Genomic DNA, 25,228 nt, shown 5'->3' with positions numbered 1-25,228 from the left:
CCCCCTACGCGCACCGCGCCATGCTCACGCAGGTGGGAATCTTGGATTACGAGCGTATCGTCAAACGCGCCTGATAGAAGAATTGGATGTTGGCAATGAGAACCTAATGCAACAGTCTGCTGAAAATCTGAGCACGGATAGTTGGCATTATGCTACCCTTGGTTGACATCATCACATCAACCGCAACTTTTACCGTCTCAGCTTTCCGGAGCCACCCATGTCCAACATCGCAGGCAAAGCCTACGCCATGAATGTCATCACCCCGATACGCTGGTATACGGCGTGGCTGAACAAATTATTTTTCTGGGTCGCGCTGAAGCGCCCGAGTACCTTGCTGGGCTTGAGTACGCTTTCGCTGATCCACTACGCTCGCTGGACCATCATCGGGCCGCGCCAATTTCCCCATCTCTCGCCGCAACAACCGCGCGAAAACTTGCGCTATGCGTACATGCTGTTTTTCAGCAACTTCAACGGCAGTTGGGATCAATACGTCGATTCCTTTACCTTTGCGATACCGGGCGGTCTCGATCTGTTTTGGAAATGGAATCTGCGCTACTCGAAATCGGTGGCTTTGACACCATTTCACGACTATATCCAGTATAACCAGCTTGAAACGATTCACTACTACAACGCCTATCCGCTGGCCACCTCCAACGATATCAAGGCGGCGCAAAACGTCAAAGACAAGCTGATCGCTTTCGACCACCTGGCAGAACAAGGCAGCGACGAACAATTCATGCAACGCTATCGTGGCCTGCTGCGTGGCCTGCAACACGACCTCGGCAGCATGCATCCGACGCCTATCATCAGCATGTCGGCCTATCAGGTCGAAAAACGTGAGCGCTGGCATGCCGAGCAAAAACAACACGACACCACGGCCAACAGCCTTAATAAGGAGCACGAGCATGGCTAATGTCAGCGGCAATTCCTATGGTTTGACCACACTTTCACCGATTAAAAACGGTCGCGTCCCGGGTGCTGAAATCGCCTGTGCCGACGCCATACGCGAACGCTTACAAGCTTGGAACAGTGAGTCCAACAGCCCGATGGCACAGGTTCCGCATACCTATTTGTGCCGTTTTTTTGTGCTCGACGATGTACGCACCGAAAGCACCCCGGGCGGCAGTCTGCCCGACACCTTGACCGACCTGCTGCCGGTGGTACCGGACAGTGTGCGACGCGGCGCATTACCAGTGCAAGAGCAATTGCAATCACGTTACCTGGTCTTCTGTACGAATTTTTACGCTGGCCCAGTTGCCACTCCGGATGCCTATCTGGCCGGCATGTGGGCGACCATCCCAACACGCATCGCTGAAATCTGGGGCGACTGCTACGGTTTTGAGGATGTCCGCAATGCCGACGATTTCATCGTCTATATGAAAAAATGCCAGCTTAAAAATGCCTTGTTTTTCAACGGCTCGAATGACAAACCGCTCGATGAACAATTGAAGGCTTTGTATTTGAAACAAGAATTGAGCCACTTCGCCATTGCCAACCAAGGTTTGCCCGCTGCCACCGTGCGCGCCAATTACCGCGCCTTCATCGCCCGCGTGGCACCGGACAATCTGTCTGGACCCCGCTGGCACGCCGGGCAGTACCGCCTCTCTACTGAAAGCCAGGCATGAGCCACACTCTCGATTTACTCGATATTCAAGCCAATGTACTGCGCGCTTATGGACGCTTCGGCTACCCGAAAGCCCGCTATGTTTTTCTCAACATTCGCCATGCGGCACGCGCGCGCAGTTTTGTCGCCGCCATCACCGCACGTGTCACTACGGCCGTGGCCTGGGGCACCGGTGCCGATGAAGTGCCGGCACCACCGTGGACCGTGAATATCGCCTTCACTTATCAAGGTTTGAAAGAATTGGAATTACCGCGCAGTTCTTTGATCGGCTTTTCAGCGGAATTCGTCGAAGGCATGAAACATCGCAAAGATATGCTCGGCGACGATGGCGTCAGCGCGCCCGAACACTGGGATCCGATCTGGCGCGAGAACCGCGAAACCCGCGATAAAGACGTACATATTTTCATTTCACTCAATGCCCAAGCGCCACAACCGACATCAGCCGACTTGGCGGGAATACAACAGGCATTGGCACAGAGTGAGAGCAATCTACAACAAGCCTATGCCTGGCTGCAGTCCATCATCGCCGCCAGCGCCGGCGGCGTGATGGTGCTCGGCGGCCATCGTGGCGATCAGGGTGCCCTGCTCGATTATCAAGATGTCGCGGTCGTGCTGGAAAATGGTTTGCCTACCGCCAAAGAACATTTCGGGTATACCGATGGTATCGGTGATCCGGTGTTTGAAGGCGTGCCCTACGAGGCCGCGCGCGTGCGCGGACGCGGCAAGCAAATGGCGGATGGCAGTTGGGCGGCGCTGGCGACCGGTGAATTTTTGCTCGGCCACATCGATGAAGCGCACGAATACCCGCCGGCACCGCGGCCAGTTTTACTGTCACGCAACGGTACCTACATGGTCTACCGCAAGCTGCATGAAAATGTCGCCAGCTTCGACCGTTATCTGCAACAAGAAGGGGCGAAATATCCGGGCGGTGCGGAATTGCTGGCAGCCAAATTCGTCGGCCGCTGGCGCGACAATGGTGCGCCGCTGGTGAGCGCGCCGGATCATGCAAAAAAACAAGAATTCGATGCCGCTTTCGCCGCCGCCGACCCGCAGCAGCGCGACCGCATGCTGAGCGACTTCAGCTACGATGACGATATGAGCGGGGCTAAATGTCCGTTCAGTGCCCACATGCGGCGCATCAATCCGCGTGCCTCGCTGCAGATGGGGCGTGAAGCGGGTGACTTGCCCGGCTCTTTGAAAACCATGAGCGGCGCCTTCGACACACCGGGCGCGCTGAGCAACCGCCGGCGCATTTTACGCCGGGGTCTGCCCTACGGCAAAGTGGTGGATCGCAGCCGCGACGATGGCAATCATGGCATCGTGATCATGATGCTCAATGCCGACATCAAGCGCCAATTTGAATTCATCCAGCAACAATGGATTAATTACGGCAATGATTTCAAGGCCGCTAACGACAAGGAAATTTTGCTCGGTAACCACAGCAGCGATCCGCATCTGGCCAGCAAGGCGGTACTGCAAGTTGATCCGGCTGGCGACGAGGCACCATACCTGTTGGCAAATATTCCGCGCTTCGTCGAAACCCGCGGCGGCGAATATTTTTTCATCCCCAGCTTAACGGCGCTACGTATGATTGCACGCGGCATCGTCGACCCGACCTGAACACTTGCCTTACTCCTCCGACTTGAAAGTGGTGGTATTACCCCACTGAAAACGGCTGTTCTGGTTTTGCTGCTCGTCGGCATTCAAGCCGGGAATTTCCCAGCTCAGCGGCTCTTCGCGCGGCAAATGGTTATGCTGGTGGCGAAACGCTGAGATCGCCTCATACACCACGCGGCGCGCGCGGTTGATGCCACCCAGTGGGCGGTGCTCGGGCAAGGCCCGCCATGGCGTAAACGACATATCCTCACCGAATTGGCGCTGGATATCGCTGTTGAAACTCTGCCGTGGAATCCGTATCGTCGCCACTTTCCGAAATGGCGACAACTGCTCCGACCACAGCTTGCCCGGGTCTTCAATCGGCATTTGCACGGCATCGGTTTGCAGTTGCACGGAAAAATCGAATAAGGCATCTTCTTGCGTCAATTGCGCCACCATCGCATCGCGCAAAAAATTCACTTTGGCCGGATGCGGCAAGCTATCTATCGTGCGCGTGCTCGGTACCACCGCATACTTGACCGCCTGCTCGCCGAACAGATAGGGGGTGGTGCTGAAGTAACTGATGTGCAAAGGGTTGGCAAATTTGAGCATGGAATGCCACAGATTGTAGGCCACCCGCCAATGCGTGGCGAAATACCACAATATGGCAAGCACATTGCTGGTCATGGCTTTGATCAGACCGGCAAATTCGCGCACATTGGCGGTCACAAAGATATCGCTGCTGATGAGGATGAAATCGTGGGTACCGCTGACGTCGGTCGTATCGCTTAATTTTTTACCCGGTACGCCGAGCAGCTTAATCGCCATGCCACGGATATCGCTTTTGATATCGGGCTGTATCGTCCCGTTTTGATTGGAAAAGCGTATCCAAGCTTTATAGCGACGATTTTCCTTAAATACACCAACCCGTAAAGCCGCCGGCAAATCGGGTTCAACGATGAAATACGCGCGCACCAAACCATGCATTTTGGGATGGGCGTCGCGGCGCATGATACCTTGCGGATATTGCGCGGTAATTTTGGCTTGCAAACGTCGCCGCAAATCACTGACGTATTTTTCCTCGTCAGCGGGAATTTGTTCCGTGGCTAATGGTGGCGGCATAATTTTCCTCGTCAAACAAGTTGCAGTCCAACTTGATGTTAATCAATTAAGCTTCAGTTTATACGGGTTTTCCAAAGTCCACTCAAAAATTTACTTTTTGTCACTAACTAATCGCCGTCCCAATGGCAGCGCTTTCATGTAAGCTTGAAAACCTTTCCTTTCCGAAATTTCCCGTGATCAAAGTTCCCACTCTCACCTATGTCAAATTGCTCATCGTCGCCATGTGCTGGGGTGGCACCTTCATTGCCGGACGCCTGCTGGCCAACCACATACCACCGATGATCGCTGCGGCGCTGCGCTTTGCCATTGCCAGCGCGGTGCTGTTGCCGCTGGCGTGGCAACGTGAAGGCGGCTTGCCGAAACTGACGCGCGCGCAAATGCAAGCGACCTTCGCCCTCGGTGCCACCGGCATCTTTTTGTACAATATTTGTTTCTTCTCAGCTTTAGAACACATGGTCGCCGGACGTACCGCCTTGTTCGTTGCCGTCAACCCGATTGTCACGGCACTCGCGCTGGCCACCCTGTTCGGTGAGCGCTTGGGGGGCCAACGCTGGGCCGGCATAGGAATAGCGTTTATCGGCGCGGCCATCGTCATCACACGCGGTGATCCGCTCGCGGCCGTGCACGATCTGGCGCAAGCCTTCGGACCCGGCGAAGTCTTCATGAGCATCGCCATCTGCGCCTGGGCCGCTTATACCATCATCGGCCGCCACGCTCTGACCGGATTGTCGCCATTGGCCGCCACCACCTACGCGGCCTTGTGGGGGCTGTTGTTGCTCAGCTTAGGTGCCAGCACCGAATTGACGCGCTTCGACAGCGGCCTCATCACTTGGCCAGACCTTGCCGCGCTCGCCTACCTCGGCATCTTCGGCACGGTCTTAGGCTTCGTTTGGTATTACGAAGGCGTCAAAGCCATTGGTCCAAGCCGCACCGCAGTGTTCAACAACCTCGTGCCCGTGTTCGGTATCAGTTTCGCCGCCGTATTGCTGGGTGAACCGATCTTGATTTCCATGCTCATCGGTGGCGCACTGGTCATCGGCGGCGTGGCGTTAACCAACCGCAAATAAGCAGCAGCATCGCCCACGGAAAAGCGCAAAAAATTGCATCACAGAACGACTAACGGCTTTATTGTGGACTAAAACACACATTTCAGCACACTACAACAAGGCTGCCACCCACAGTCGAGAAAAAAAACCCATGCTCTTTTAACAAAAAGATTGCATTTCCTTGAATTCGGCCACAATATAGGTTGCTTGCGAGATATGTTTTCGCAGCCATTTTTGTTTGCAAATAGTTCATGCTGTGTCTTTTGGGATAGGTAACATGCAGAATTTTTCTTTCCGTAAACATGGCGATCTGCTGCTCGCATTGCTCCTCTTGGCAGCAGGCACACTGACGCTGCTATCACAGACATTGACTGTGCTTAATACCGTGGTTGGCTTGCTGATACTGCTTTGCGGCATATATCTGGTATGGTCACTACATACGGCACGACTGCGTGAAAACCTGACAGAGCAGCATAGTCCGGTACACAAATACGATCCGGCACCGGAATTACCGAATTTGGTCCATCACGTCTTGCCGCTCTGGGATGCCCATGTCGCCTCGGTCAAACAGCAAACGCAAACAGCAGTAGAAGAATTGATCGGCAGCTTTGCTTCCATGGTCAATGAATTCGATGCCGCCGGCTTTGGTGGCGTGGCTAATCTGGACAGCTCAAAAAACTCTGACGCCACAATCACCTTGCTGCAACTTTGCAAAAAAGAGCTGGCACCGGTGGTGTCGTCTTTTTCCAACATGATAGAAAGTAAAGACGAATTACTGCATTGCATACGCGATCTGGCAAAATCGACCAATGAACTCAATGCCATGGCCCAAGAAGTTGGACAAATTGCCGCGCAAACCAATCTGCTGGCCATCAATGCCGCCATCGAAGCCGCCCGGGTCGGCGTGCATGGACGCGGCTTTGCCGTGGTAGCTGGCGAGGTGCGCAAGCTCTCGCACATGTCGGCCGAAACCGGACGACGAATGACCGAGCGCGTCAAGAATGTGGCCGAGGTGATGAAAACCGCCTTAACGACCGCCGACCGTGCCGCCATTCAAGACAGCAAAGTGCTGGAAGTCTCGGGTGCCGTAGTACGCGACGTACTCTCGCATGTGGAAGCCATGGGCAGTGCTGCCGAAGATTTGCGCGCTCATGGCAATCATATTCGCGGCAATATCGAAGAACTGCTGGTCAGTTTGCAATTTCAAGATCGCACCAGCCAATTACTCGACGTGATACGTCAAGATATCAACAAGATGCAAGCGAACGTCGCGTTTGCCGGTGACATTGCGCTACCGGCTACCGAGCAATGGTTGGCAGACTTGCAGTCGACTTACACCATGAGCGATGAATACCGCAATCATGGCAACACCGATGCCAGCAGCGCCAACAACGATTCCGAAATCACTTTCTTTTAATTTGCTGTCAAGCTACCGCAAGAAAATCTGGCACATCCCGCAGCACGTCCAACATGGCGTCGGGCCTGGCCCGTGCTCTGCATTACGGTCATCTGACAGCCTACTTTGTGCAGTGGAGCGAGCATGCTTTTACCCCAACACAAGTCCAGAGTATTAGTCGTCGAAGACGACGAATTGCTGTCGCTGCAAATTCAAATTCGCCTCGAATTACTCGGCTATGTCGCCATTGCCGCTACCGCCTATGGCGAAGAAGCGACCGTACTGGCCCGGGAATTACAACCGGACATCATCTTGATGGACATCATGCTCGCCGGAGAACAAGACGGCATCGCCAGCGCCAATATCATTCGTGCCGAGTGCGGCATACCGGTCATTTTTTTAAGTGCCCAAAGCGACGCAGACATCCTGCAGCGCGTCAAACAATCCGATGCCTTCGGCTACATCATCAAACCGTTCACCGACCGCGAATTGCATACCGGCTTGGAACTGGCTTTATACAAACACCAGGCCGAAGCCAAACTGAAACTGAGCGAACAAAGACTGCGTGCCATTTTCGAAGCCGAACCCGACAGCGTCATCGTGCTCGATCGGCAGGCGTATTTGCTCGAAATTAATTCTGCCGGTCTGGCCATGCTGCAAGCTGAACAGATCGAGCAAGTGCGCGCTCATACGCTGCAAGCCTTCGTCGATCACAAATACCGGGCCGACTTCTTAGCCTTGTTCGATACCGTGCTGGCCGGTGGCAGCAGCATCTTGCAATTTGAAATCGTCACCCTACGCGGCCAGCGCCGCTGGCTGGAAACCCATGTGGTGCCTTTGCACGAAAATGCCAATACGCAAGCAATGCTGTTGGCCATTACGCGCGACATTTCCGAAGCCAAGCGCACCGAAGAAGCGCTGCGCCAAAGCGAGCTGGATTTACGCGAAGCCGAGCAAACCGCGCATGTTGGCCACTGGGTTTGGGAACCTGATTTCAAGCGTTTGACTTGGTCCAAAGAAATGGAATTGATTTGGCAGCGCGACCTGTCGCAATACCAAGGCGACATGGCACAAATGATACAGGCCACCGTCCATCCCGATGACATTAGCAACGTCGTGATGCATCAGAAAAATACGATCAAAGATCACAGCCTCGCTGCGCCATTTGAATATCGCATCGTCCGCCCCGACGGCAGCATCCGCCATATCTGGGCCATGCCCGGCAACCGTACCGTCAATACCGCTGGCCGCGTGCTCAGACTAACCGGTATCGTGCAAGATGTCACCGAACGACACCACGCCGATGCTCAACTGCACAAATTATCGCTGGCGCTGGAACAAAGCCCGGAAACCGTGATCATTACCGATATCCATCAACGTATCGAATACGTCAATGAATCATTTCTACGCACCTTCGGCTATGCGCGCGAGGAAGTCATTGGCCGCACGCCCAACATCATCCGCTCGCAACACACTCCCGATCCCTGGTTTCCGTCACTGTTGCAAACGCTAAAACAGGGATTAATCTGGCGCGGCGAATTTCACAATCAGCGACGCGACGGCAGCGTGATCATTCAATACGCCATCATCACCCCGCTGCGCCAGCCCGATGGCCGCATCACCCATTACGTCTCGGTGCAGGAAGATATCACTGAAAAGAAACGTCTGGCAGCCGAGCTCGATACCCATCGCCATCACCTTGAAGAATTGGTCGTCAGCCGCACCGTCGAGTTGGCCGAGGCGCGCCACTTGGCCGAAGCGGCCAATGAAGCCAAGAGCAATTTCATCGCCAACATGAGCCATGAAATTCGCAGCCCCATGAACGGGGTGCTGGGCATGACCTATCTGGCGATGGCAGCGACGAGCGATCCGAAACAAAAAGACTACCTGAAAAAAATTCAACTCTCAGGCCAACATCTGCTGCACATCGTCAATGACGTACTCGATTTTTCTAAAATCGAAGCCGGCAAAATGACCCTCGAAGCACTCGACTTCCGGCTCGAAGACTTGCTCAATGATTTGGCCAGCATGATGGGGAACAAACTCACGGGCCGCGACATCGGCTTTCGTTTCGACGTCGATGCCACGCTGGAAAAATACCTGCACGGCGACCCGCACCGCATCAGCCAAATTCTGATCAATTACACCAACAACGCGCTCAAATTCACCGAGCATGGCGAGATCGTGGTGCGGGTACGCAAAGTGCAAGATCTCGGCAATACCAGCCTGGTACGCTTTGAAGTCGAAGATTCCGGCATAGGCATGAGCCCGGCGCAGCAAGCCAAGCTGTTCCAAACTTTTGAACAAGGCGACAGTTCCACCACCCGCAAATATGGCGGCACCGGCCTGGGGCTGGCAATCTGTCGCCAACTCGCACGCCTGATGGGCGGCGAAGTCGGGGTCAGCAGCGAACTGGGGAAAGGCAGCATTTTCTGGTTTTCAGTACAACTGGATGCCGCCCATCCACCTGCCTGTGCGGCCCCCGCGCCAGCCGAATCATACCAGCCGAGCGAATTACAACTGTTGGCCAAACAGCGTGGTGGCATCACACTCTTGGTGGCTGACGATAATCTGTTCAACCAACAAATCGCCGCCGAATTGCTGGAAGCAGCCGGACTCACCGTGCTCTTGGCCAGCAATGGCCAACAAGCGCTGGAGTTACTGACAAAAAAAACGGTCGACGGCATACTGATGGATATACAAATGCCAGTCATGGATGGATTAGCGGCGACACGTGCCTTGCGCAGTCAAGAAAAATTTGCCCACCTGCCGGTGATTGCCATGACCGCCAATGCCATGGACGAAGACCGCCTGCAATGCCTGTCGGCCGGCATGAATGACTTCATCGCCAAGCCCTTCGAACCGGCCATCTTGTATCGGACCCTGGTGCGTTGGCTGTCAGATGCGCCGGCCGTCGCAAGCAGCGCCGACAGTCCGGATGCGCTTCGCCAAAGCGAGATCGATCCTGATCTCTGCATCGATTTGCGCGAACTGGAAAAACAACTGGGGCCGGTACCGGAAAAAATCTCTAAGTTCGCCAACAAATTCGTCGACTCGGCCCGACAGGGCTTGCTCGAACTCGATGCCGCCTGCGCCAGCCGCGACCAGCTCGCGCTGGCCGCGCTCGGCCACAAATTCAAATCGAGCGCGCGCACCGTCGGGGCGCATCAATTTGCCGATCTGTGCCATCGCTTGGAACAACTGCACGACGATACCGATGGCACGGCAGCATTGGCAATCGTGCGCTCGCTGCACGATTGGCATAGCCAAATCGCCCACTTCGTGCAACGCTATGTCGATGCCAAAGGCGATCCAGCCATTGTCTCCGCGGCAGCCATACGCGCGGCGCGGCGCCGCGCGGCCAATGCAGAATTACATGTGCTGGTACTGGAAGACGATGCCAATCATATCGAGATCGCCAACAGTTTTTTGCGTCAACTCGGTGTCACGCGCATCATCTCGTGCATGGATGGGCATCAAGCCCTGACCATGCTACGCACCTACCAACCCGATTTGCTGCTGTGTGATTTACATCTGCATGGCATGGATGGTATTACCTTCTTACGTCAAATCGCGGAACTCGGCTTCCAAGGTTCGGTCATCTTGGTCAGTAGCGTCGACCACAACCTGCTCAAGGCCGCCGAGAGTCTGGTCAAAGCGTATGGCCTGCATCTGCTCGGCGCGCTGAAAAAGCCTTTGCAAGCCGATGCGCTCGAACTCGCCTTGGCACAGCAACAGCAATCGCGTCCGGCACGCATCCCGTGTCAAAAAGAAGCGGCGCTGTCACTCGAAGAGCTGCAACACGGTCTGGAAAACGGCTGCGTCGAAATTTTCTACCAACCGAAAGTCTCGGTGCTTAACTGGCATGTGGTCGGGGCAGAATGTCTGGCACGCTGGCGTCATCCCGAGCGCGGCATCATCGGTCCGGCCAGTTTTGTGCCGGTGCTCGAAGCGCATGGCATGATCAATCAACTGACCCACGAAGTGCTGCGCAAAGCCGCCCAGCAGCTCGGCCTGTGGCAGCAGTTCGGGCAAAGTTTCAAATTATCCGTCAATGTCTCGATGGACGATCTCGACCAAGCCGATTTACCGGAACAATTTGAACACATCGTCACCAGCGCGGGAATTGAAACCAAGCAGATCACGCTGGAATTGACTGAGAGCCGCTTGATGGACAACCTCACCCTCAGTCTGGAAATTTTGACGCGTCTGCGTCTCAAGGGCTTCGGCTTATCGATCGATGACTTCGGCACCGGCTTTTCAACCATGGAAAATCTCAAGCAATTGCCAGTCACCGAACTCAAGGTCGATCGCGCCTTTGTCAACGGTGCCACCGATGATGAAGCGGCGCGCGCGATTCTCGGATCAAGCATACAATTAGGTAAAATATTCCGCCTCAATTTGGTCGCTGAAGGCGTGGAGACACAACAAGATTGGGATCTGATCGCCCATTCAGGCTGCGATGAAGTGCAAGGCTACTTCATCGCCAAACCCATGGCCGCCGCTGCCTTCGTCGACTGGAAAGCCGACTGGGATCAGCGCTTGCTGCAAACTGGCAGCACCCAACTACCCCTAAAGGATAAGCCATGACTAGCGTACTCCCCCTCAATTGTGAAGACCTGCATGTGATGGTCATCGACGATGATGATTTTCAAATCGACTTCGTTTCTGACCTCTTGGGCGAACTTGGCGTCAAGCACATCAGTACCGCGCTCGGCGGCCGGCTGGGTTTACAAGAATTCGACCGGTGCGAACGCAAACCGGATTTACTGTTATGCGATATCCAAATGCCGGAAATTGATGGCTTTGAAATGATGAAAGAGCTCAGCGAACGCAAGTACCAAGGTGGCGTGATTTTGATGTCTGGCCAGGGTGCGAAAGTTTTGTACTCAGCTTCCTTAGTGGCACAACTGGCGCGGCAAAATTTTTTAGGGACTCTGGAAAAGCCACTGCAAAAACATATGCTGCAAAGTACCATCAAAAAATTGATTGAAGCCTGAAACAAGGCTGCGCGACTTCTCAGTTCGCGCAGCCTTGTTTAGCAACCCGGGCCAGCCCGAGTCACATTAAAACGATCAGATTTTTCCGTTCAAACTCAAACCTATCGTCAGCGGACGAACCCGATAACCTTCATTCACAGATTGCACATTCGGGCGTTGTATCACCTTCTCGTTATTCAGCAGATTTTTTGCAAACAACGAAACTTCCCAATTGCCGTAACTGGCACCGACACTGGCATCGACCGTGTTATAAGCCGGACGCAAATAATCGGGATCGGTATGCGTCAAACTACCATGGCTGGCACCTACCCAATGCACCGCACCGCGCGCAAAACCATAGACATCGTTAGTGACATCGAAATTATACTGACCCGTCAGACTGGCATTGTATTTCGGCACGCCTTGGATAGGATCACCCGAGGAAGCGCCGATCGACGGCACATCGGTGGCCAATTTCGCATTCGTGTACCCGGCTGACAAACCAAGCAAAATATTCGAAGTCGGCTTGATCTTCATTTCCACTTCCAAGCCATAACTCTTGGCTTTACCGACATTGGTTTCATAATCGAAGCCGCAACCCGGTAATACTATATCCTGTTGTAACTGATTCCAATCGATGTAAAACGCCGCCACATTGAGCGAAACGCGATTGCCCATCAAACGCGATTTACTGCCGACTTCATAGCTCCACAATTTATCGGGATCGAACGAAGTCGGGGCCGCCGTAATATTAAGATTTTTAAAATCGGCAGCACAGACGGCCGCCGGAATCGCGCGGTTCTGTCCACCTAAGCGGAAACCCTGAGCCGCGCTGGCATACACACTGTTATTCGGATCGACTTGCCAAGACAAAGCAATTTTCGGTGTCGTCGCATTGAAATTTGAGCTGGCATCGGAATGTGTCGGGCCACCGGCAAAGAACAAGTCACCATCGCGCGAGAGCGAATCGGTGGCGCGTAAATAGCGCGCGCCGACCGTGGCACTGACAGTTGGGCTGAAGTGATACGTGGCTTCACCAAACAAGGCCGTTTGCGTGGTCTTGTAATGGCGTGCGCTGAAATACGAATTGTCGCCCGGGAAGGCGGAACCCAAGATGGCCGGATCGCTGATGCTGGCACCGGCATTCTTAAATGCGGTATTGATGCCGAATACAGGCTCGTTATCGACCACATCCGTTTTCAAATTCGAATAAAATACCCCACCTATCCAGGTCACAGGCGAGGCCGCGGCGCTGCCATCATACGGCTTCGAGGCCAAGCGAATTTCCTGCGAAAACTGACGCACCTTATTATTGAGATACACCGCCGATGGCAAACCCGCGACCACATCACCGAGACCGGCCGGTGCCGTTGCTGCGGCATTGATGACGCCACCGATGTAGGCGCTGTTGACGGTAGTGCCGTCTTGGGTGCGATTAAAGTCGCGTGCGAAATAACTCGACACCGCGACCAGATCGGCAAAGCCCATATCGTAATTGACAGTCACACTAGGCACGACCAATTTGTCGGTGCCCGGCTCGCGCACGGTCTTCGCGGTTTGATTACCGGGCAAGGCCAGATAAAATGCGTCAATATCTTTCGACTTCACTTCTTGGTACAACACCGAAGGTGTAATCGCCAAATCACGGGTCGGCATCCATTTCAAAGCGGCGCGTAATACCGAACTGTCTTCACTGTTGATCCCGCTGCTGATCACCTTGCGGGTAGTCGGCGAAACTTGGTCGACAAAGCCGCTGTTATGCCCCTGTTGCACACCGATGCGCAGCGCCAGTTCATCTTTAATCAGCGGCAAGTTGTAGACGCCATTGACCGTATAGTTGGTGCCACCACCCTTGGTCGACGAGAATTCGCTAGAAACCGTGCCATCGCGCTCTTTCAAATCAGGCTGATTGGTGATGAATTTGAGCGTGCCGCCCATCGAACTGGCACCATACAAAGTACCTTGTGGACCACGCAGCACCTCGATGCGATCGATATCAAACAATTTCGGTTCGGCGCTGCCCAAACTGTATAGATTGCGCGTCGTCATCGATACATCATCGAGATACACGCCAACCGTGCTGGAACCGGCCGAAGAACTGACGCCGCGAATTTCAATATTGCTCAAGCCGGAACCGGAACCGCTGGCACCGGAAAACGACACATTCGGCACGGCCCGCGTCACATCGCTGAGGTCAGTGATGTGTTGGCCAGCCAATTCTTCACCCTTCATGACGGAAATACTCAGCGGCACTTTGCTGGCGTCTTCTTTGCGTTTTTGCGCCGTCACTGTGACGGTTTCGATTTGATCCGAGCGCTTCGCATTCGGCGTTGCTGTGTCACTGCTTTGCTGGGCCCATGCTGGGCTGGCAAAAATCGACGAGACTGCCGCTGCGATACAGAGCAGCTTGCCGTTATATGTATTCACCATGGTCATACCTTTATCGTTAAGAGCACCAAAAGAAGACAAAAATTATGCCGCCCCGCGAAATTGCTACACATTTGTGCAAATTTCGACGACGCGGCCTTATGTCTTTTGTATAAGCAAAAATTATTCCGGCTGGCCATCAGGCAGCAAAATGGTGCACAGATACCATGCGTCGGAAAATCGTTCTCAATATGGACGAACAGGAGGAAAAAGATAGCATAGTGCTGAGCAGCTACAAAGCAGCGCGCCGTATGACTGTGGTAAGGATGTTGAAACTTAGCCGGCAGATAAGTTTTATGAAAATTATTTATACTGATTCAATTTGATATTAGACAAATTATTTTCAGTTTATTCAGACTCACCACGGCATAACTGCCCCAGATAGCCCAGGCCGGCAATGGCGCGACTGCCATACCAAGAAAGTCGCTCTCCATCGATAAGCAAGACCGGCTTACCAAGCTGCTTCTCCAGAACATCGACATGCACGGCAGTAAAACGATACGGCTCGGTCGAGAGGCAGACCAAATCGATCTGTTCGAGCATGGCAGAGTTCCAACTGAAGGCCGGATAGCGCCGCGTGTCGTCGCTTGGCGTCCAGCATTCCCAACCGATCAGCGCCAGCATCGCTGCAATATAGGTGGCGGCCGACACCGTCATCCACGGATCTTGCCAAATGCAGTACACCACCGTTTGTCGGGGTGCAGCCACAGGCAAGCGCGCCCACGCTAACTCAAATTCGGCGCATAGATGCTGCGCCGCCGGCATCACCTCAAACAGCGCGCCGAACAAACGATACAGCGCCAAATTATCGCGTGGCAGCAGTGGATGGGTGACGATGATGTGGGGAATGAATTGCGCCAACAAGGCCACCGTCGGCTGCTCGTTTTCATCGATATTAACGATCAAATGCGTCGGTGCCAACTGACGGATTTTTTCTATATTGACGTCTTTGGTGCCGCCGACTTTAGGAATCAAAGCCACCTTTTCCGCCGGGTGGATGCAAAACCCGGTACGCCCGACCACGGCCGCGGACAAACCCAAATCGCACAGCAATTCCGTCAAGGACGGCACCAGGCAAACAATGCGCGCGTCACGGGCCGCCACCGGATGATGGCGCGTACCGGCCGCGTCGGTCAGACCGGCCGCAATGGCAGCGGTGGCAGCGGTGGCAGCGGTGGCAGCGGTGGCAGCAGTGACATCATCCATCGGCGCGCGCCTTATGCGGTGCCTTCTGCATGGCCCAATCATAGAGCCAGTTCGGCAGCAGGCGCAGTAATTTTGCCACCAGCCCCATTTGCCAAGGAATCACGCGGTAACTGCGACCGCGGGCAATCGTCTGCAAGGCCAGCGTGGCAAAGCGCTGCACCGGCATCAGAAACGGCATGGTGTAGGCATTTTTCCCGGTCATCGGCGTATCAATATAACCGGGTGCCAGCGTCACCACCCGAATGCCTGAGCGTTTCAATTCCACCCGCAAGGACTCGCAATAACTGATCACCGCTGCCTTCGAAGCACTGTAGGCAGCGGCACCGGGCAAACCGCGTATGCCTGCCACACTGGCGATACCAACCAGACGGCATGGCGTGTCAGCGGCATAGTTCTGCATGGCAGCGATGAAGGGAGTGAAGGTCGCCACGGTCGCCGTCAAATTGGTCGCCACCACCCGTTCAAACACCGCCAGATCCGCCGGCTCGGCGCTCAGCGTGCCGACCGAGATACCGGCATTGGCAATGACAACTTGGACGCGGCCGCTTTTGGCCAGGAAATCTGCCGCCGCTGCCGCCAGAGCGGCGTGATCATTCACATCGAGCGCATACACAGAGTGCCGCTCGGGATGGGCCAAACTGGCGCGCAGTTGTTGCAACTGCTCGCCACGCCGCGCCACCAAACCCAGGCTGGCGCCTTGCTCGGCATAGGCTGCCGCCAAGGCGGCCCCGATTCCCGATGAGGCACCGGTGATGAACACTGCTTGCATGGTCTCTCCACTCAAAAAAAAGTCCGCCAGTTGGCGGACCGATGTTCAACTTCTCAGCTTACTTCTTGACCGTAGCCGGTGCTGCCGATAATTTTTCTTTGGCAGCCTTGGCGACGAGGAAGTCTAATACCTGGATCACGGCACGGTTTTGCTGATCTTCGCTCACCCGCGTCACGGTCGAAACCGCTTGCGCTGGAGATGTAACGTAGCGGCCATCGATAGCGATGGTCGGCACGCTGTCGATCTGATACGACTCCATCAGTTGGGTAGCGCGGCTGAGCTTGCTGCTGATGGCGAAAGAGTTGTAAATATCGGAGAACTTCTGTTTGTCGATTCCCGATTTGGCAACGAATTCCATGATATCTGCATCGCTTTGCAAACGATTACGTTCAACATGATAGGCATTGAATGCCTTGGCATGGTATTCCTCAGTTTTACCCATCGCTTCCAAAGTGAAGTACAGCTTCTGTTGCGTGACCAAGCCATGAAAATTCACGTGCACGCGTTTGAAGACGATATTGTCACCCTGCTTTTTCACCCACTCGGCGATCACCGGCTCAAGAGCATTACAGTGCGGGCAGAAATAACCGAAGAATTCGATGACTTCAACTTTTTTCCCACTCTCGGTGGGCTGGGTACGACTCAATACCCGATACTCGACGCCGCTTTGCGGTGCGGCCGGACTCGCGCCTGCCCCACTGGCTAAGAAACCCAAACCGAGTAATAACAATCCACGCAGCACTTGACTCAATACACGCATTATTTTTCCTTTAAAAATGTCATTCACTCAGGCACAGCCGCAGCAAATCCAAGTCCAGACGCTGCATGGGCTACACCCGGTGGTAATTATTTCACTGTTCTTACTACCGCCACATCGACGCCATTCTCAGACAATCTGGAACGAGTTCGGTTCATTGTTTCAACACTGCCGAATGGTCCTATCCGTACCCGGTACATGGTGCCGGTATCCGAAGTCTTTTCCGTCACCTTGGCTTCAAAACCGAGCAAGGCTAATTTTCCGCGCGCGCTCTCGGCATCGGCTTGCTCTTTGAAGGCCCCGGCTTGCAGCGAATACGTATATTTATCATCACTCACTTCGGCCGTCGGCGCTGCTGCCGGCGGTTTTGCTGCCGGTGCCGCAACTTTCGGTTCGGTCGCCTTCACCGCTTGGCTATTGGCCAACTGATTCGCCGTCAACTCATCGGGCTTGGCCGCGGCATGCGGCACTGCTGCTGCCGCTGGTGCGGTCTCCGGCGCGACTTTGGCGATATCATGCGCCGTGTCTTTGCCGTATAAAGGTTTGTTCGGATCTTGCAGTTGCACTGAGGGTTGATCGGCTTTATCAGTTTTCAAGCCTTTATTGGTAAAAGGCGTGCTGGTCTTGGTAATCAACAATGCCACCGCAACCGCGATGCCCAGACCGATCACCAATCCGATGATCAGTCCGGTCAAAGTATTGCCAAGTTGGCGTTGCAATCGTGAAGAATGAGGTTTCATGCGTCTCCGGCAAAAAAAAGCTGTTCGATTCAAGGTAGAGGCAAGGGCCGCAGCCACTTACATTTTCGGTGGTGCCGACACGCCGATCAAAGCCAGACCGTTGCGTATCACCTGACGCGTCGCCAGCATCAATGCCAAGCGCGCCAATTTCACCGCCTCGTCATCGACCAACACCCGTTCAGCATTGTAATAGCTGTGCAACTCACCGGCCAGATCACGCAAATAAAACGCCACCTGATGCGGACCAAGTTCGTCGAGTGCGCGTTCCAGCGCTTCCGGGTATTCTGCCAGCTTGGCCAGCAAACTGGCTTCACGCGGTGCCGTCAATGGTGTCAAATCGACCTCGGCAAGTGCGGCAAAACCGGCTTCTTCAGTCGAGTACTGTGCCAACACCGAGCAAATCCGCGCATGCGCATACTGTACATAGTAAACCGGATTTTCATCCGACTGCGACAGCGCGACATCGACATCGAATACAAACTCGGTATCGGCTTTGCGCGAGATCAGGAAAAACCGCACGGCATCACGACCACGCACCACATCGCCATTACCTGACCAGTCGATCAGATCGCGCACCGTCACATATGAACCGGCGCGTTTGGAAATTTTGACTTCGGCACCGTCCTTCATCACCGTCACCATCTTGTGCAAGATATAGTCGGGATAACCCTGTGGGATACCGACATCAAGCGCTTGCAAACCGGCGCGCACGCGCGCGATCGTGCCGTGATGATCGCTGCCCTGAATATTGATAGCCTGACGGTAGCCACGCTCCCATTTACTCACATGGTAAGCCACATCCGGCACGAAATACGTATAGGTGCCATCTGACTTCTTCATCACGCGATCTTTGTCATCGCCGTATTCGGTGGTACGTAACCACAATGCGCCATCCTGCTCGTAAGTTTTACCGGCAGCCGTGAGTGCCGCAACGGTGGCGGCCACTTTGCCATCGACATACAAAGACGATTCCAAATAATAATGATCAAATTTCACACCGAAAGCCAGCAAATCGCTGTCTTGCTCACGACGTAAGTAAGTGACCGCAAACGCGCGTATCGATTCGAGGTCGTTGACGTCGCCGTTGGCGGTGACCGGCACGCCATTGCTGGCCGAAACGGTTTTTTTATCGAGAAAATCGCGGGCGATCTCGGCGATGTAATCACCGTTGTAAGCCGTTTCCGGCCACGCCGGGTCGCCCGGCGCATGGCCATTGGCACGCGCCTGTACCGACAAGCCGAGATTGGCGATCTGTACACCGGCATCGTTATAGTAAAACTCACGGGTAACCGCATAGCCTTGGATATCGAGCAAAGCCGCCAGCGCATCACCGAGCGCACCTTGGCGACCATGGCCGACATGCAGCGGACCGGTAGGATTGGCCGAGACAAACTCGACCACCACCTTTTGACCGGCACCGCGCCGGCTCTGACCATAGGTAACCCCGGCCGTCAGCACGGTTTTCACGATGGCTTGCTTGGCGGCAGTTGCCAAGCGGATATTAATGAAACCGGGACCGGCGATCTCCACCGCAGCAATCAAAGGATGCGCCGCAGCTTCGAGACTAGCAACGATCTGCTGGGCAATCTCACGCGGATTTTTGCGCAAAGGCTTGGCAATCTGCATGGCGATGTTGCAGGCGATGTCGCCATGTGCCGCATCGCGTGGACGTTCCAGCAAGACATTGGCCGACACGCTGGTATCGGCAATCAAAGGCGCAACAGCTTGTTGCAAGAGGCGGAGAATTTCTTGTTTTTGTTCAGCTAACATGGCGCATAGGGATCGTTGCGTTTAGCACAACTAATCTAAATAAGGACAGTCCTCATTATACTGTCTCCCCCGCGCCATGTCCGGCTGCATCTGCAGGACTCACACAGTTTGCGCAGCCTCAGGCCCGTTCGATGGTGCTACCAGGCTAAAATTGCCAGCAAGCGAGTAAAAAAGACCCCGTTCATGATACCGAATACCGCGCTGCACACGATAACAAAGCCGCTATCGTCACGTAATGCCGGCTGTACCGCGACGGCGATATTTTCTGCATACTTCAGAATAAAAATACTCAGCATCAGCGCCATCGGTATCCAACTGCCACGTATCCAAATCAATTGGCCCGACAGCTTGCGTAGCGCGCCCGCTGTTTGCAGGGGCAGCAGCACCAGTATGGCCAACGCGACTGCCGCAGCCCAGCTCCCTAGCGAGGCCCATTGCACACCGAAATGCCCAATCAAACCTTGCAAAGACAAGGCACCCATCAGCAAGGGCATGATGACTGCCTTGCGCACGCTGACTTCCCTGTCCTGACTGGCCTGGAAACCGCGACTGATCAAAAATGCTAACAAAGCCCAGACCCAGATCGGTGTGTGTATCAAGATTTGCTGCAACATGTTGTTCTCCCTGTTTGTAAGTTGTTGCCAGTATTGCCGCTACGATGTCGCGATACGAGATGAATGCGATAAAGCGCGCGAAAATGTCGCGAAGGCACGGCTTTATGGCCTCAGTTGCATGGTCTGGGCGTGTAGAATGTGAGCTTTTCTCCATTTGGAAATGCTATGTGGTTCAAGAATTTACAGGTTTTTCGTCTTAACGCGCCGTGGCACATCAGCGCCTTGGAATTGAATGCGCAGTTGTCCAGAATCGCCTTCGCCAATTGCGCCTCCAATGAAATGCAAAGTCAGGGATGGGCTTCGCCGCGCGGCAACGACATGCTGGTACACAGCGTCAACGAGCAATTTCTGCTCAGTCTGGCAACCGAGAAAAAATTACTGCCTTCGAGCGTGATCAATCAAGTCACCAAAGCCCGTGCACTCGAACTCGAAGAACAACAAGGTTTCGCACCAGGTCGCAAAGCCATGAAAGATTTAAAAGAGCGCGTGACCGATGAATTATTACCGCGTGCCTTTGCCATCACTCGCCACACCCAAGTCTGGATCGATCCGCTCAACCGTTGGCTCATCGTCGATGCTGCCAGCCCGGCACGGGCCGATGAAGTCATCAAACTGCTGCTCAAGTGCTGCGACAAGCTGCCGCTGGAAGGCTTACGCGTCAAATCCTCACCTCAGGCGGCAATGACGAGCTGGTTGCTGGCCAATGAAGCCCCGAAAGGTTTCACCATCGATCAAGATACGGAATTGAAGTCATCGAAAGATGACAAAGCCACGGTGCGCTATGTGCACCACAGTATAGATGCCGAAGATGTACTCAAACACATCACGGCCGGTAAGCAATGCACCAAATTAGCCCTGACCTGGGATGACCGCATCAGCTTCGTCTTGACCGACACGCTGGCGATCAAGCGCATCAAACCGCTCGACATCCTCGACGAAGATAAAGAATCAGGCAACGACAAAGATGCCCGTCTCGACAGCGACTTCATGCTGATGACGGCAGAACTGGCCAAGATGCTCGATGACATCGTCTTCTCGCTCGACGGCGAACTCGACGCTGCCAAAGCGGCTTGATTCCTGCGTGCACAAAGCAAAAAAGACGAACCGAGTCAGGTTCGTCTTTTTTTTGTGCATATTTCTGAAACAAACTTTTGGCTTGCTTCCGCAATAGTGGAAAAAGCCGCTTGCTTACGCAAACGGCTTTTTATTTTACTGGCGGAGCGGACGGGGCTCGAACCCGCGACCCCCGGCGTGACAGGCCGGTATTCTAACCAACTGAACTACCACTCCGAAACAACTTAACCTGGCTGCCTTCGTTTATCTGTGGTGGGTGCTGAGAGGCTCGAACTCCCGACCTACGCCTTGTAAGGGCGCCGCTCTACCAACTGAGCTAAGCACCCATATTCATGCTTATTCAGATAAACTCTTCAACGTGTGTCACCACGTCTACAGAAGCAATATTGTATTACAAACTGCACTGCTTGTCTAGTGGTCTTCGTCAAGTATTTCACGCTAATTACTGCGATAGCACTTACAAAATCCACCATTCTCACTTAAAAGCAAAACCCCCGCTCTCACAAGAGAACGGGGGCATGCAGAATAGAAGCCTGACGATAACCTACTTTCACACTGGTTGCAGCACTATCATTGGCGCGTAGTCGTTTCACGGTCCTGTTCGGGATGGGAAGGGGTGGGGCCGACTAGCTATGGTCATCAGGCATAACTTGTTGATTCATTGTGCACCTCGCTACACTGAGGCACGCAATCAATCCAATTCAGAAGAAGTAAAGTCTTAATAATCTTGTTATTATTTTTTGGTTATGATTTGTACCGAACATTCCGGCAAACACTTCATTAACTCACTCGTAGCCTATACCTGCTAAGGTTATAGGGACAAGCCTTACGGGCAATTAGTACTGGTTAGCTTAATGCATTACTGCACTTCCACACCCAGCCTATCAACGTCCTGGTCTCGAACGACCCTTTAAAGAGATCTAGTCTCTGGGAAGTCTCATCTTAAGGCGAGTTTCCCGCTTAGATGCTTTCAGCGGTTATCTCTTCCGAACATAGCTACTCGGCAATGCCACTGGCGTGACAACCGATACACCAGAGGTTCGTCCACTCCGGTCCTCTCGTACTAGGAGCAGCCCCCTTCAAACTTCCAACGCCCACGGCAGATAGGGACCAAACTGTCTCACGACGTTTTAAACCCAGCTCACGTACCACTTTAAATGGCGAACAGCCATACCCTTGGGACCGGCTACAGCCCCAGGATGTGATGAGCCGACATCGAGGTGCCAAACTCCCCCGTCGATATGAACTCTTGGGAGGAATCAGCCTGTTATCCCCAGAGTACCTTTTATCCGTTGAGCGATGGCCCTTCCATACAGAACCACCGGATCACTATGTCCTACTTTCGTACCTGCTCGACTTGTCAGTCTCGCAGTTAAGCACGCTTATGCCATTGCACTATCATCACGATGTCCGACCGTAATTAGCGTACCTTCGAACTCCTCCGTTACACTTTGGGAGGAGACCGCCCCAGTCAAACTGCCTACCATGCACTGTCCCCGACCCGGATAACGGGCCAAGGTTAGAACCTCAAATAAACCAGGGTGGTATTTCAAGGATGGCTCCACGCAAACTGGCGTCCACGCTTCTAAGCCTCCCACCTATCCTACACAGATCGATTCAAAGTCCAATGCAAAGCTACAGTAAAGGTTCATGGGGTCTTTCCGTCTAGCCGCGGGTAGATTGCATCATCACAAACATTTCAACTTCGCTGAGTCTCGGGAGGAGACAGTGTGGCCATCGTTACGCCATTCGTGCAGGTCGGAACTTACCCGACAAGGAATTTCGCTACCTTAGGACCGTTATAGTTACGGCCGCCGTTTACTGGGACTTCAATCAAGAGCTTGCACCCCATCATTTAATCTTCCAGCACCGGGCAGGCGTCACACCCTATACGTCCACTTTCGTGTTTGCAGAGTGCTGTGTTTTTATTAAACAGTCGCAGCCACCAGTTTATTGCAACCCCTTCACCCTTCTGCCGCAGGGCAGTCAAGCTACAAGGGCGTACCTTATCCCGAAGTTACGGTACCAATTTGCCGAGTTCCTTCTCCCGAGTTCTCTCAAGCGCCTTAGAATACTCATCTCGCCCACCTGTGTCGGTTTGCGGTACGGTCTCGTATGACTGAAGCTTAGAGGCTTTTCTTGGAACCACTTCCGATTGCTTCATGCACTAGTGCACTCGTCCCAACCCCTTGAATTCCGCGCCCGGATTTGCCTAAGCGCCTTCTTTGAGCCAGAAACCGACTATTCCAACAGTCGGACAACCTTCCGCGATCCGTCCCCCCATCGCATCATACGACGGTGCAGGAATATTAACCTGCTTCCCATCAGCTACGCATCTCTGCCTCGCCTTAGGGGCCGACTCACCCTGCTCCGATGAACGTTGAACAGGAAACCTTGGGCTTACGGCGTGGAGGCTTTTCACCCCCATTATCGCTACTCATGTCAGCATTCGCACTTCTGATACCTCCAGCATCCTTTACAAGACACCTTCGCAGGCTTACAGAACGCTCTCCTACCATATCCATAAATGGATATCCGCAGCTTCGGTGTATAGCTTAGCCCCGTTACATCTTCCGCGCAGGACGACTCGATCAGTGAGCTATTACGCTTTCTTTAAAGGGTGGCTGCTTCTAAGCCAACCTCCTGACTGTTTTAGCCTTCCCACTTCGTTTTCCACTTAGCTATACTTTGGGACCTTAGCTGGCGGTCTGGGTTGTTTCCCTCTTGACACCGGACGTTAGCACCCGATGTCTGTCTCCCTTGCTCGCACTCGTCGGTATTCGGAGTTTGCAATGGGTTGGTAAGTCGCGATGACCCCCTAGCCATAACAGTGCTCTACCCCCGACGGTGATACAAGAGGCACTACCTAAATAGTTTTCGGAGAGAACCAGCTATTTCCAAGTTTGTTTAGCCTTTCACCCCTACCCACAGCTCATCCCCTAATTTTTCAACATTAGTGGGTTCGGTCCTCCAGTGCGTGTTACCGCACCTTCAACCTGGCCATGAGTAGATCACTTGGTTTCGGGTCTACACCCAGCGACTGATTCGCCCTATTCGGACTCGATTTCTCTACGGCTTCCCTATGCGGTTAACCTTGCCACTGAATGTAAGTCGCTGACCCATTATACAAAAGGTACGCAGTCACGGAACAAGTCCGCTCCTACTGTTTGTATGCACACGGTTTCAGGATCTATTTCACTCCCCTCCCGGGGTTCTTTTCGCCTTTCCCTCACGGTACTGGTTCACTATCGGTCGATATCGAGTATTTAGCCTTGGAGGATGGTCCCCCCATGTTCAGACAGGATTTCACGTGTCCCGCCCTACTTGTCGCAAGCTTAGTTCCACATTGATGATTTCGACTACGGGACTATCACCCTCTTTGGTCGCACTTTCCATTGCGTTTGTCTATCAAAAATGCTAAATCTTGCAGGCTCTTCCCATTTCGCTCGCCACTACTTTGGGAATCTCGGTTGATTTCTTTTCCTGTAGCTACTTAGATGTTTCAGTTCGCCACGTTCGCTTTGCATACCTATGTATTCAGTATGCAATGACCTTACGGCCGGGTTTCCCCATTCGGAAATCTGCGGATCAAAGTGTGTTTGCTCACTCCCCGCAGCTTATCGCAAGCTACTACGTCCTTCATCGCCTGATATCGCCAAGGCATCCACCATGTGCACTTAGTCACTTGTCCCTATAACTTTAGCTTCTGGCGTCTCGTTTCATTGCTGAAACCAGGTTCATCGCCAGAAAGCGGTTATAGTTCTTTACTACTTATGAGTATTACTTTAGCGTTTGCCGTATCTCAAGAATTTATTTTTTTCTAAAACTGCCTTTCGGCTGCTTTTGATCAAACTCTTTTTAATACATTGTTTGTTTCGATACAATCATAACCCTTCCATAAATTATCCAGCATGACTGTCGTCATACCGAACGACAACATCTTCCGATGTTATCCTTTACAGAAATAATTTGATTATTTCTACTTTACTTCTTCTAAATTGTTAAAGAACGAGATACTACTTATTACTCTGACTTTCGCTTTGAAAGATCAAACCTAAATCTCTGCGTCTTACTCATTCGCTGACTTAGGTTTGCTATTTCTTGGTGG

General features: G+C 53.5%; 15 protein-coding genes, 2 tRNA genes, 2 rRNA genes and 1 pseudogene. 8 read left to right on the top strand and 12 right to left on the bottom strand.

Translation table 11 applies throughout. The features are described from left to right. The first annotated feature begins 217 nt into the window (after positions 1–217). Genes QN359_RS06760 through QN359_RS06750 form a run of 3 tightly spaced genes read left to right on the top strand, consistent with a single transcriptional unit; the run spans position 218 to position 3,244 of the window. On the top strand, positions 218–913 hold the full coding sequence (locus QN359_RS06760; RefSeq protein ID WP_322250354.1) for a hypothetical protein: 696 nt from the start codon (positions 218–220) through the stop codon (positions 911–913). Beyond that, complete coding sequence (locus QN359_RS06755) at positions 906–1,625, top strand: hypothetical protein (RefSeq protein WP_322250353.1); 720 nt, start codon at positions 906–908, stop codon at positions 1,623–1,625. Before QN359_RS06760 ends, QN359_RS06755 begins: the two co-directional genes overlap by 8 nt. After that, complete coding sequence (locus tag QN359_RS06750) at positions 1,622–3,244, top strand: peroxidase (protein ID WP_322250352.1); 1,623 nt, start codon at positions 1,622–1,624, stop codon at positions 3,242–3,244. Before QN359_RS06755 ends, QN359_RS06750 begins: the two co-directional genes overlap by 4 nt. Before the next feature lie 9 nt (positions 3,245–3,253). Here QN359_RS06750 and QN359_RS06745 read toward each other — a convergent pair whose 3' ends face one another. Then, on the bottom strand, positions 3,254–4,342 hold the full coding sequence (locus QN359_RS06745; RefSeq protein WP_322250351.1) for a catalase family protein: 1,089 nt from the start codon (positions 4,340–4,342) through the stop codon (positions 3,254–3,256). A 173-nt stretch (positions 4,343–4,515) separates the two neighbouring features. Here QN359_RS06745 and QN359_RS06740 point away from each other — a divergent pair, with 173 nt between their 5' ends. From QN359_RS06740 to QN359_RS06725, 4 genes are all read left to right on the top strand, one after another. Next, positions 4,516–5,409, top strand: a complete 894-nt coding sequence (locus QN359_RS06740; RefSeq protein WP_323493214.1) for a DMT family transporter — start codon at positions 4,516–4,518, stop codon at positions 5,407–5,409. 256 nt (positions 5,410–5,665) lie between these two features. Beyond that, complete coding sequence (locus QN359_RS06735) at positions 5,666–6,805, top strand: methyl-accepting chemotaxis protein (protein WP_322250350.1); 1,140 nt, start codon at positions 5,666–5,668, stop codon at positions 6,803–6,805. A 123-nt stretch (positions 6,806–6,928) separates the two neighbouring features. Further along, positions 6,929–11,374, top strand: a complete 4,446-nt coding sequence (locus QN359_RS06730; protein ID WP_322250349.1) for an EAL domain-containing protein — start codon at positions 6,929–6,931, stop codon at positions 11,372–11,374. Then, positions 11,371–11,784, top strand: a complete 414-nt coding sequence (locus QN359_RS06725) for a response regulator (RefSeq protein ID WP_322250348.1) — start codon at positions 11,371–11,373, stop codon at positions 11,782–11,784. Before QN359_RS06730 ends, QN359_RS06725 begins: the two co-directional genes overlap by 4 nt. A 75-nt stretch (positions 11,785–11,859) precedes the next feature. On the opposite strand, the gene QN359_RS06720 is transcribed toward QN359_RS06725, so the two are convergent. The 7 genes and pseudogenes from QN359_RS06720 to QN359_RS06690 all read right to left on the bottom strand — a co-directional run. After that, positions 11,860–14,193, bottom strand: a complete 2,334-nt coding sequence (locus QN359_RS06720) for a TonB-dependent receptor (RefSeq protein WP_322250347.1) — start codon at positions 14,191–14,193, stop codon at positions 11,860–11,862. 345 nt (positions 14,194–14,538) lie between these two features. After that, on the bottom strand, positions 14,539–15,396 hold the full coding sequence (locus QN359_RS06715) for a helical backbone metal receptor (protein ID WP_323493561.1): 858 nt from the start codon (positions 15,394–15,396) through the stop codon (positions 14,539–14,541). Then, positions 15,389–16,165: an SDR family oxidoreductase gene (locus QN359_RS06710; RefSeq protein WP_322250345.1), complete on the bottom strand. Its 777-nt coding sequence runs from the start codon at positions 16,163–16,165 to the stop codon at positions 15,389–15,391. The genes QN359_RS06715 and QN359_RS06710 overlap by 8 nt, the downstream gene beginning before the upstream one ends. A 58-nt stretch (positions 16,166–16,223) precedes the next feature. Beyond that, the gene (locus QN359_RS06705; protein ID WP_322250344.1) at positions 16,224–16,925 is read right to left on the bottom strand and encodes a thiol:disulfide interchange protein DsbA/DsbL; all 702 of its coding nucleotides are present in this window, start codon (positions 16,923–16,925) and stop codon (positions 16,224–16,226) included. Positions 16,926–17,011: 86 nt separating this feature from the next. Further along, entirely contained in the window at positions 17,012–17,662 is a 651-nt protein-coding gene (locus QN359_RS06700) for an SPOR domain-containing protein (RefSeq protein ID WP_322250343.1), read from the bottom strand. A gap of 57 nt (positions 17,663–17,719) precedes the next feature. Beyond that, positions 17,720–19,432, bottom strand: a complete 1,713-nt coding sequence (gene argS / locus QN359_RS06695; RefSeq protein WP_322250342.1) for an arginine--tRNA ligase — start codon at positions 19,430–19,432, stop codon at positions 17,720–17,722. 137 nt (positions 19,433–19,569) lie between these two features. Continuing rightward, positions 19,570–20,055 (bottom strand): annotated as a pseudogene (locus QN359_RS06690) (DUF6622 family protein); the annotation flags it as partial. Between the two features lie 156 nt (positions 20,056–20,211). Between QN359_RS06690 and QN359_RS06685 the strand changes: the two are divergent. Further along, entirely contained in the window at positions 20,212–21,120 is a 909-nt protein-coding gene (locus QN359_RS06685; protein ID WP_322250340.1) for a recombination-associated protein RdgC, read from the top strand. 139 nt (positions 21,121–21,259) lie between these two features. Here the strand turns inward: QN359_RS06685 and QN359_RS06680 are convergent. From QN359_RS06680 to QN359_RS06665, 4 genes are all read right to left on the bottom strand, one after another. Then, positions 21,260–21,336: transfer RNA gene (locus QN359_RS06680), tRNA-Asp, on the bottom strand. 34 nt (positions 21,337–21,370) lie between these two features. Next, positions 21,371–21,446 (bottom strand) — tRNA-Val (locus tag QN359_RS06675). Positions 21,447–21,651: 205 nt separating this feature from the next. After that, positions 21,652–21,764 (bottom strand): 5S ribosomal RNA (gene rrf / locus QN359_RS06670). 171 nt (positions 21,765–21,935) lie between these two features. Then, a 23S ribosomal RNA gene (locus tag QN359_RS06665) occupies positions 21,936–24,811 on the bottom strand. Between the last annotated feature and the right edge of the window lie 417 nt (positions 24,812–25,228).

Source organism: Undibacterium sp. 5I2 (genome assembly GCF_035019605.1).
GTDB lineage: Bacteria > Pseudomonadota > Gammaproteobacteria > Burkholderiales > Burkholderiaceae_D > Undibacterium.
This window is presented reverse-complemented; position numbering and strand designations above follow the sequence as displayed.

What these genes read in the sequence shown, in the direction of transcription:
- QN359_RS06715 (WP_323493561.1), bottom strand. Translation starts at nt 15,396, where the DNA reads ATGGATGATGTCACTGCTGCCACCGCTGCCACCGCTGCCACCGCTGCC.
- QN359_RS06720 (WP_322250347.1), bottom strand. Translation starts at nt 14,193, where the DNA reads ATGGTGAATACATATAACGGCAAGCTGCTCTGTATCGCAGCGGCAGTC.
- QN359_RS06730 (WP_322250349.1), top strand. Translation starts at nt 6,929, where the DNA reads ATGCTTTTACCCCAACACAAGTCCAGAGTATTAGTCGTCGAAGACGAC.
- QN359_RS06685 (WP_322250340.1), top strand. Translation starts at nt 20,212, where the DNA reads ATGTGGTTCAAGAATTTACAGGTTTTTCGTCTTAACGCGCCGTGGCAC.
- QN359_RS06710 (WP_322250345.1), bottom strand. Translation starts at nt 16,165, where the DNA reads ATGCAAGCAGTGTTCATCACCGGTGCCTCATCGGGAATCGGGGCCGCC.
- argS (WP_322250342.1), bottom strand. Translation starts at nt 19,432, where the DNA reads ATGTTAGCTGAACAAAAACAAGAAATTCTCCGCCTCTTGCAACAAGCT.
- QN359_RS06725 (WP_322250348.1), top strand. Translation starts at nt 11,371, where the DNA reads ATGACTAGCGTACTCCCCCTCAATTGTGAAGACCTGCATGTGATGGTC.
- QN359_RS06755 (WP_322250353.1), top strand. Translation starts at nt 906, where the DNA reads ATGGCTAATGTCAGCGGCAATTCCTATGGTTTGACCACACTTTCACCG.
- QN359_RS06750 (WP_322250352.1), top strand. Translation starts at nt 1,622, where the DNA reads ATGAGCCACACTCTCGATTTACTCGATATTCAAGCCAATGTACTGCGC.
- QN359_RS06745 (WP_322250351.1), bottom strand. Translation starts at nt 4,342, where the DNA reads ATGCCGCCACCATTAGCCACGGAACAAATTCCCGCTGACGAGGAAAAA.
- QN359_RS06735 (WP_322250350.1), top strand. Translation starts at nt 5,666, where the DNA reads ATGCAGAATTTTTCTTTCCGTAAACATGGCGATCTGCTGCTCGCATTG.
- QN359_RS06700 (WP_322250343.1), bottom strand. Translation starts at nt 17,662, where the DNA reads ATGAAACCTCATTCTTCACGATTGCAACGCCAACTTGGCAATACTTTG.
- QN359_RS06705 (WP_322250344.1), bottom strand. Translation starts at nt 16,925, where the DNA reads ATGCGTGTATTGAGTCAAGTGCTGCGTGGATTGTTATTACTCGGTTTG.
- QN359_RS06760 (WP_322250354.1), top strand. Translation starts at nt 218, where the DNA reads ATGTCCAACATCGCAGGCAAAGCCTACGCCATGAATGTCATCACCCCG.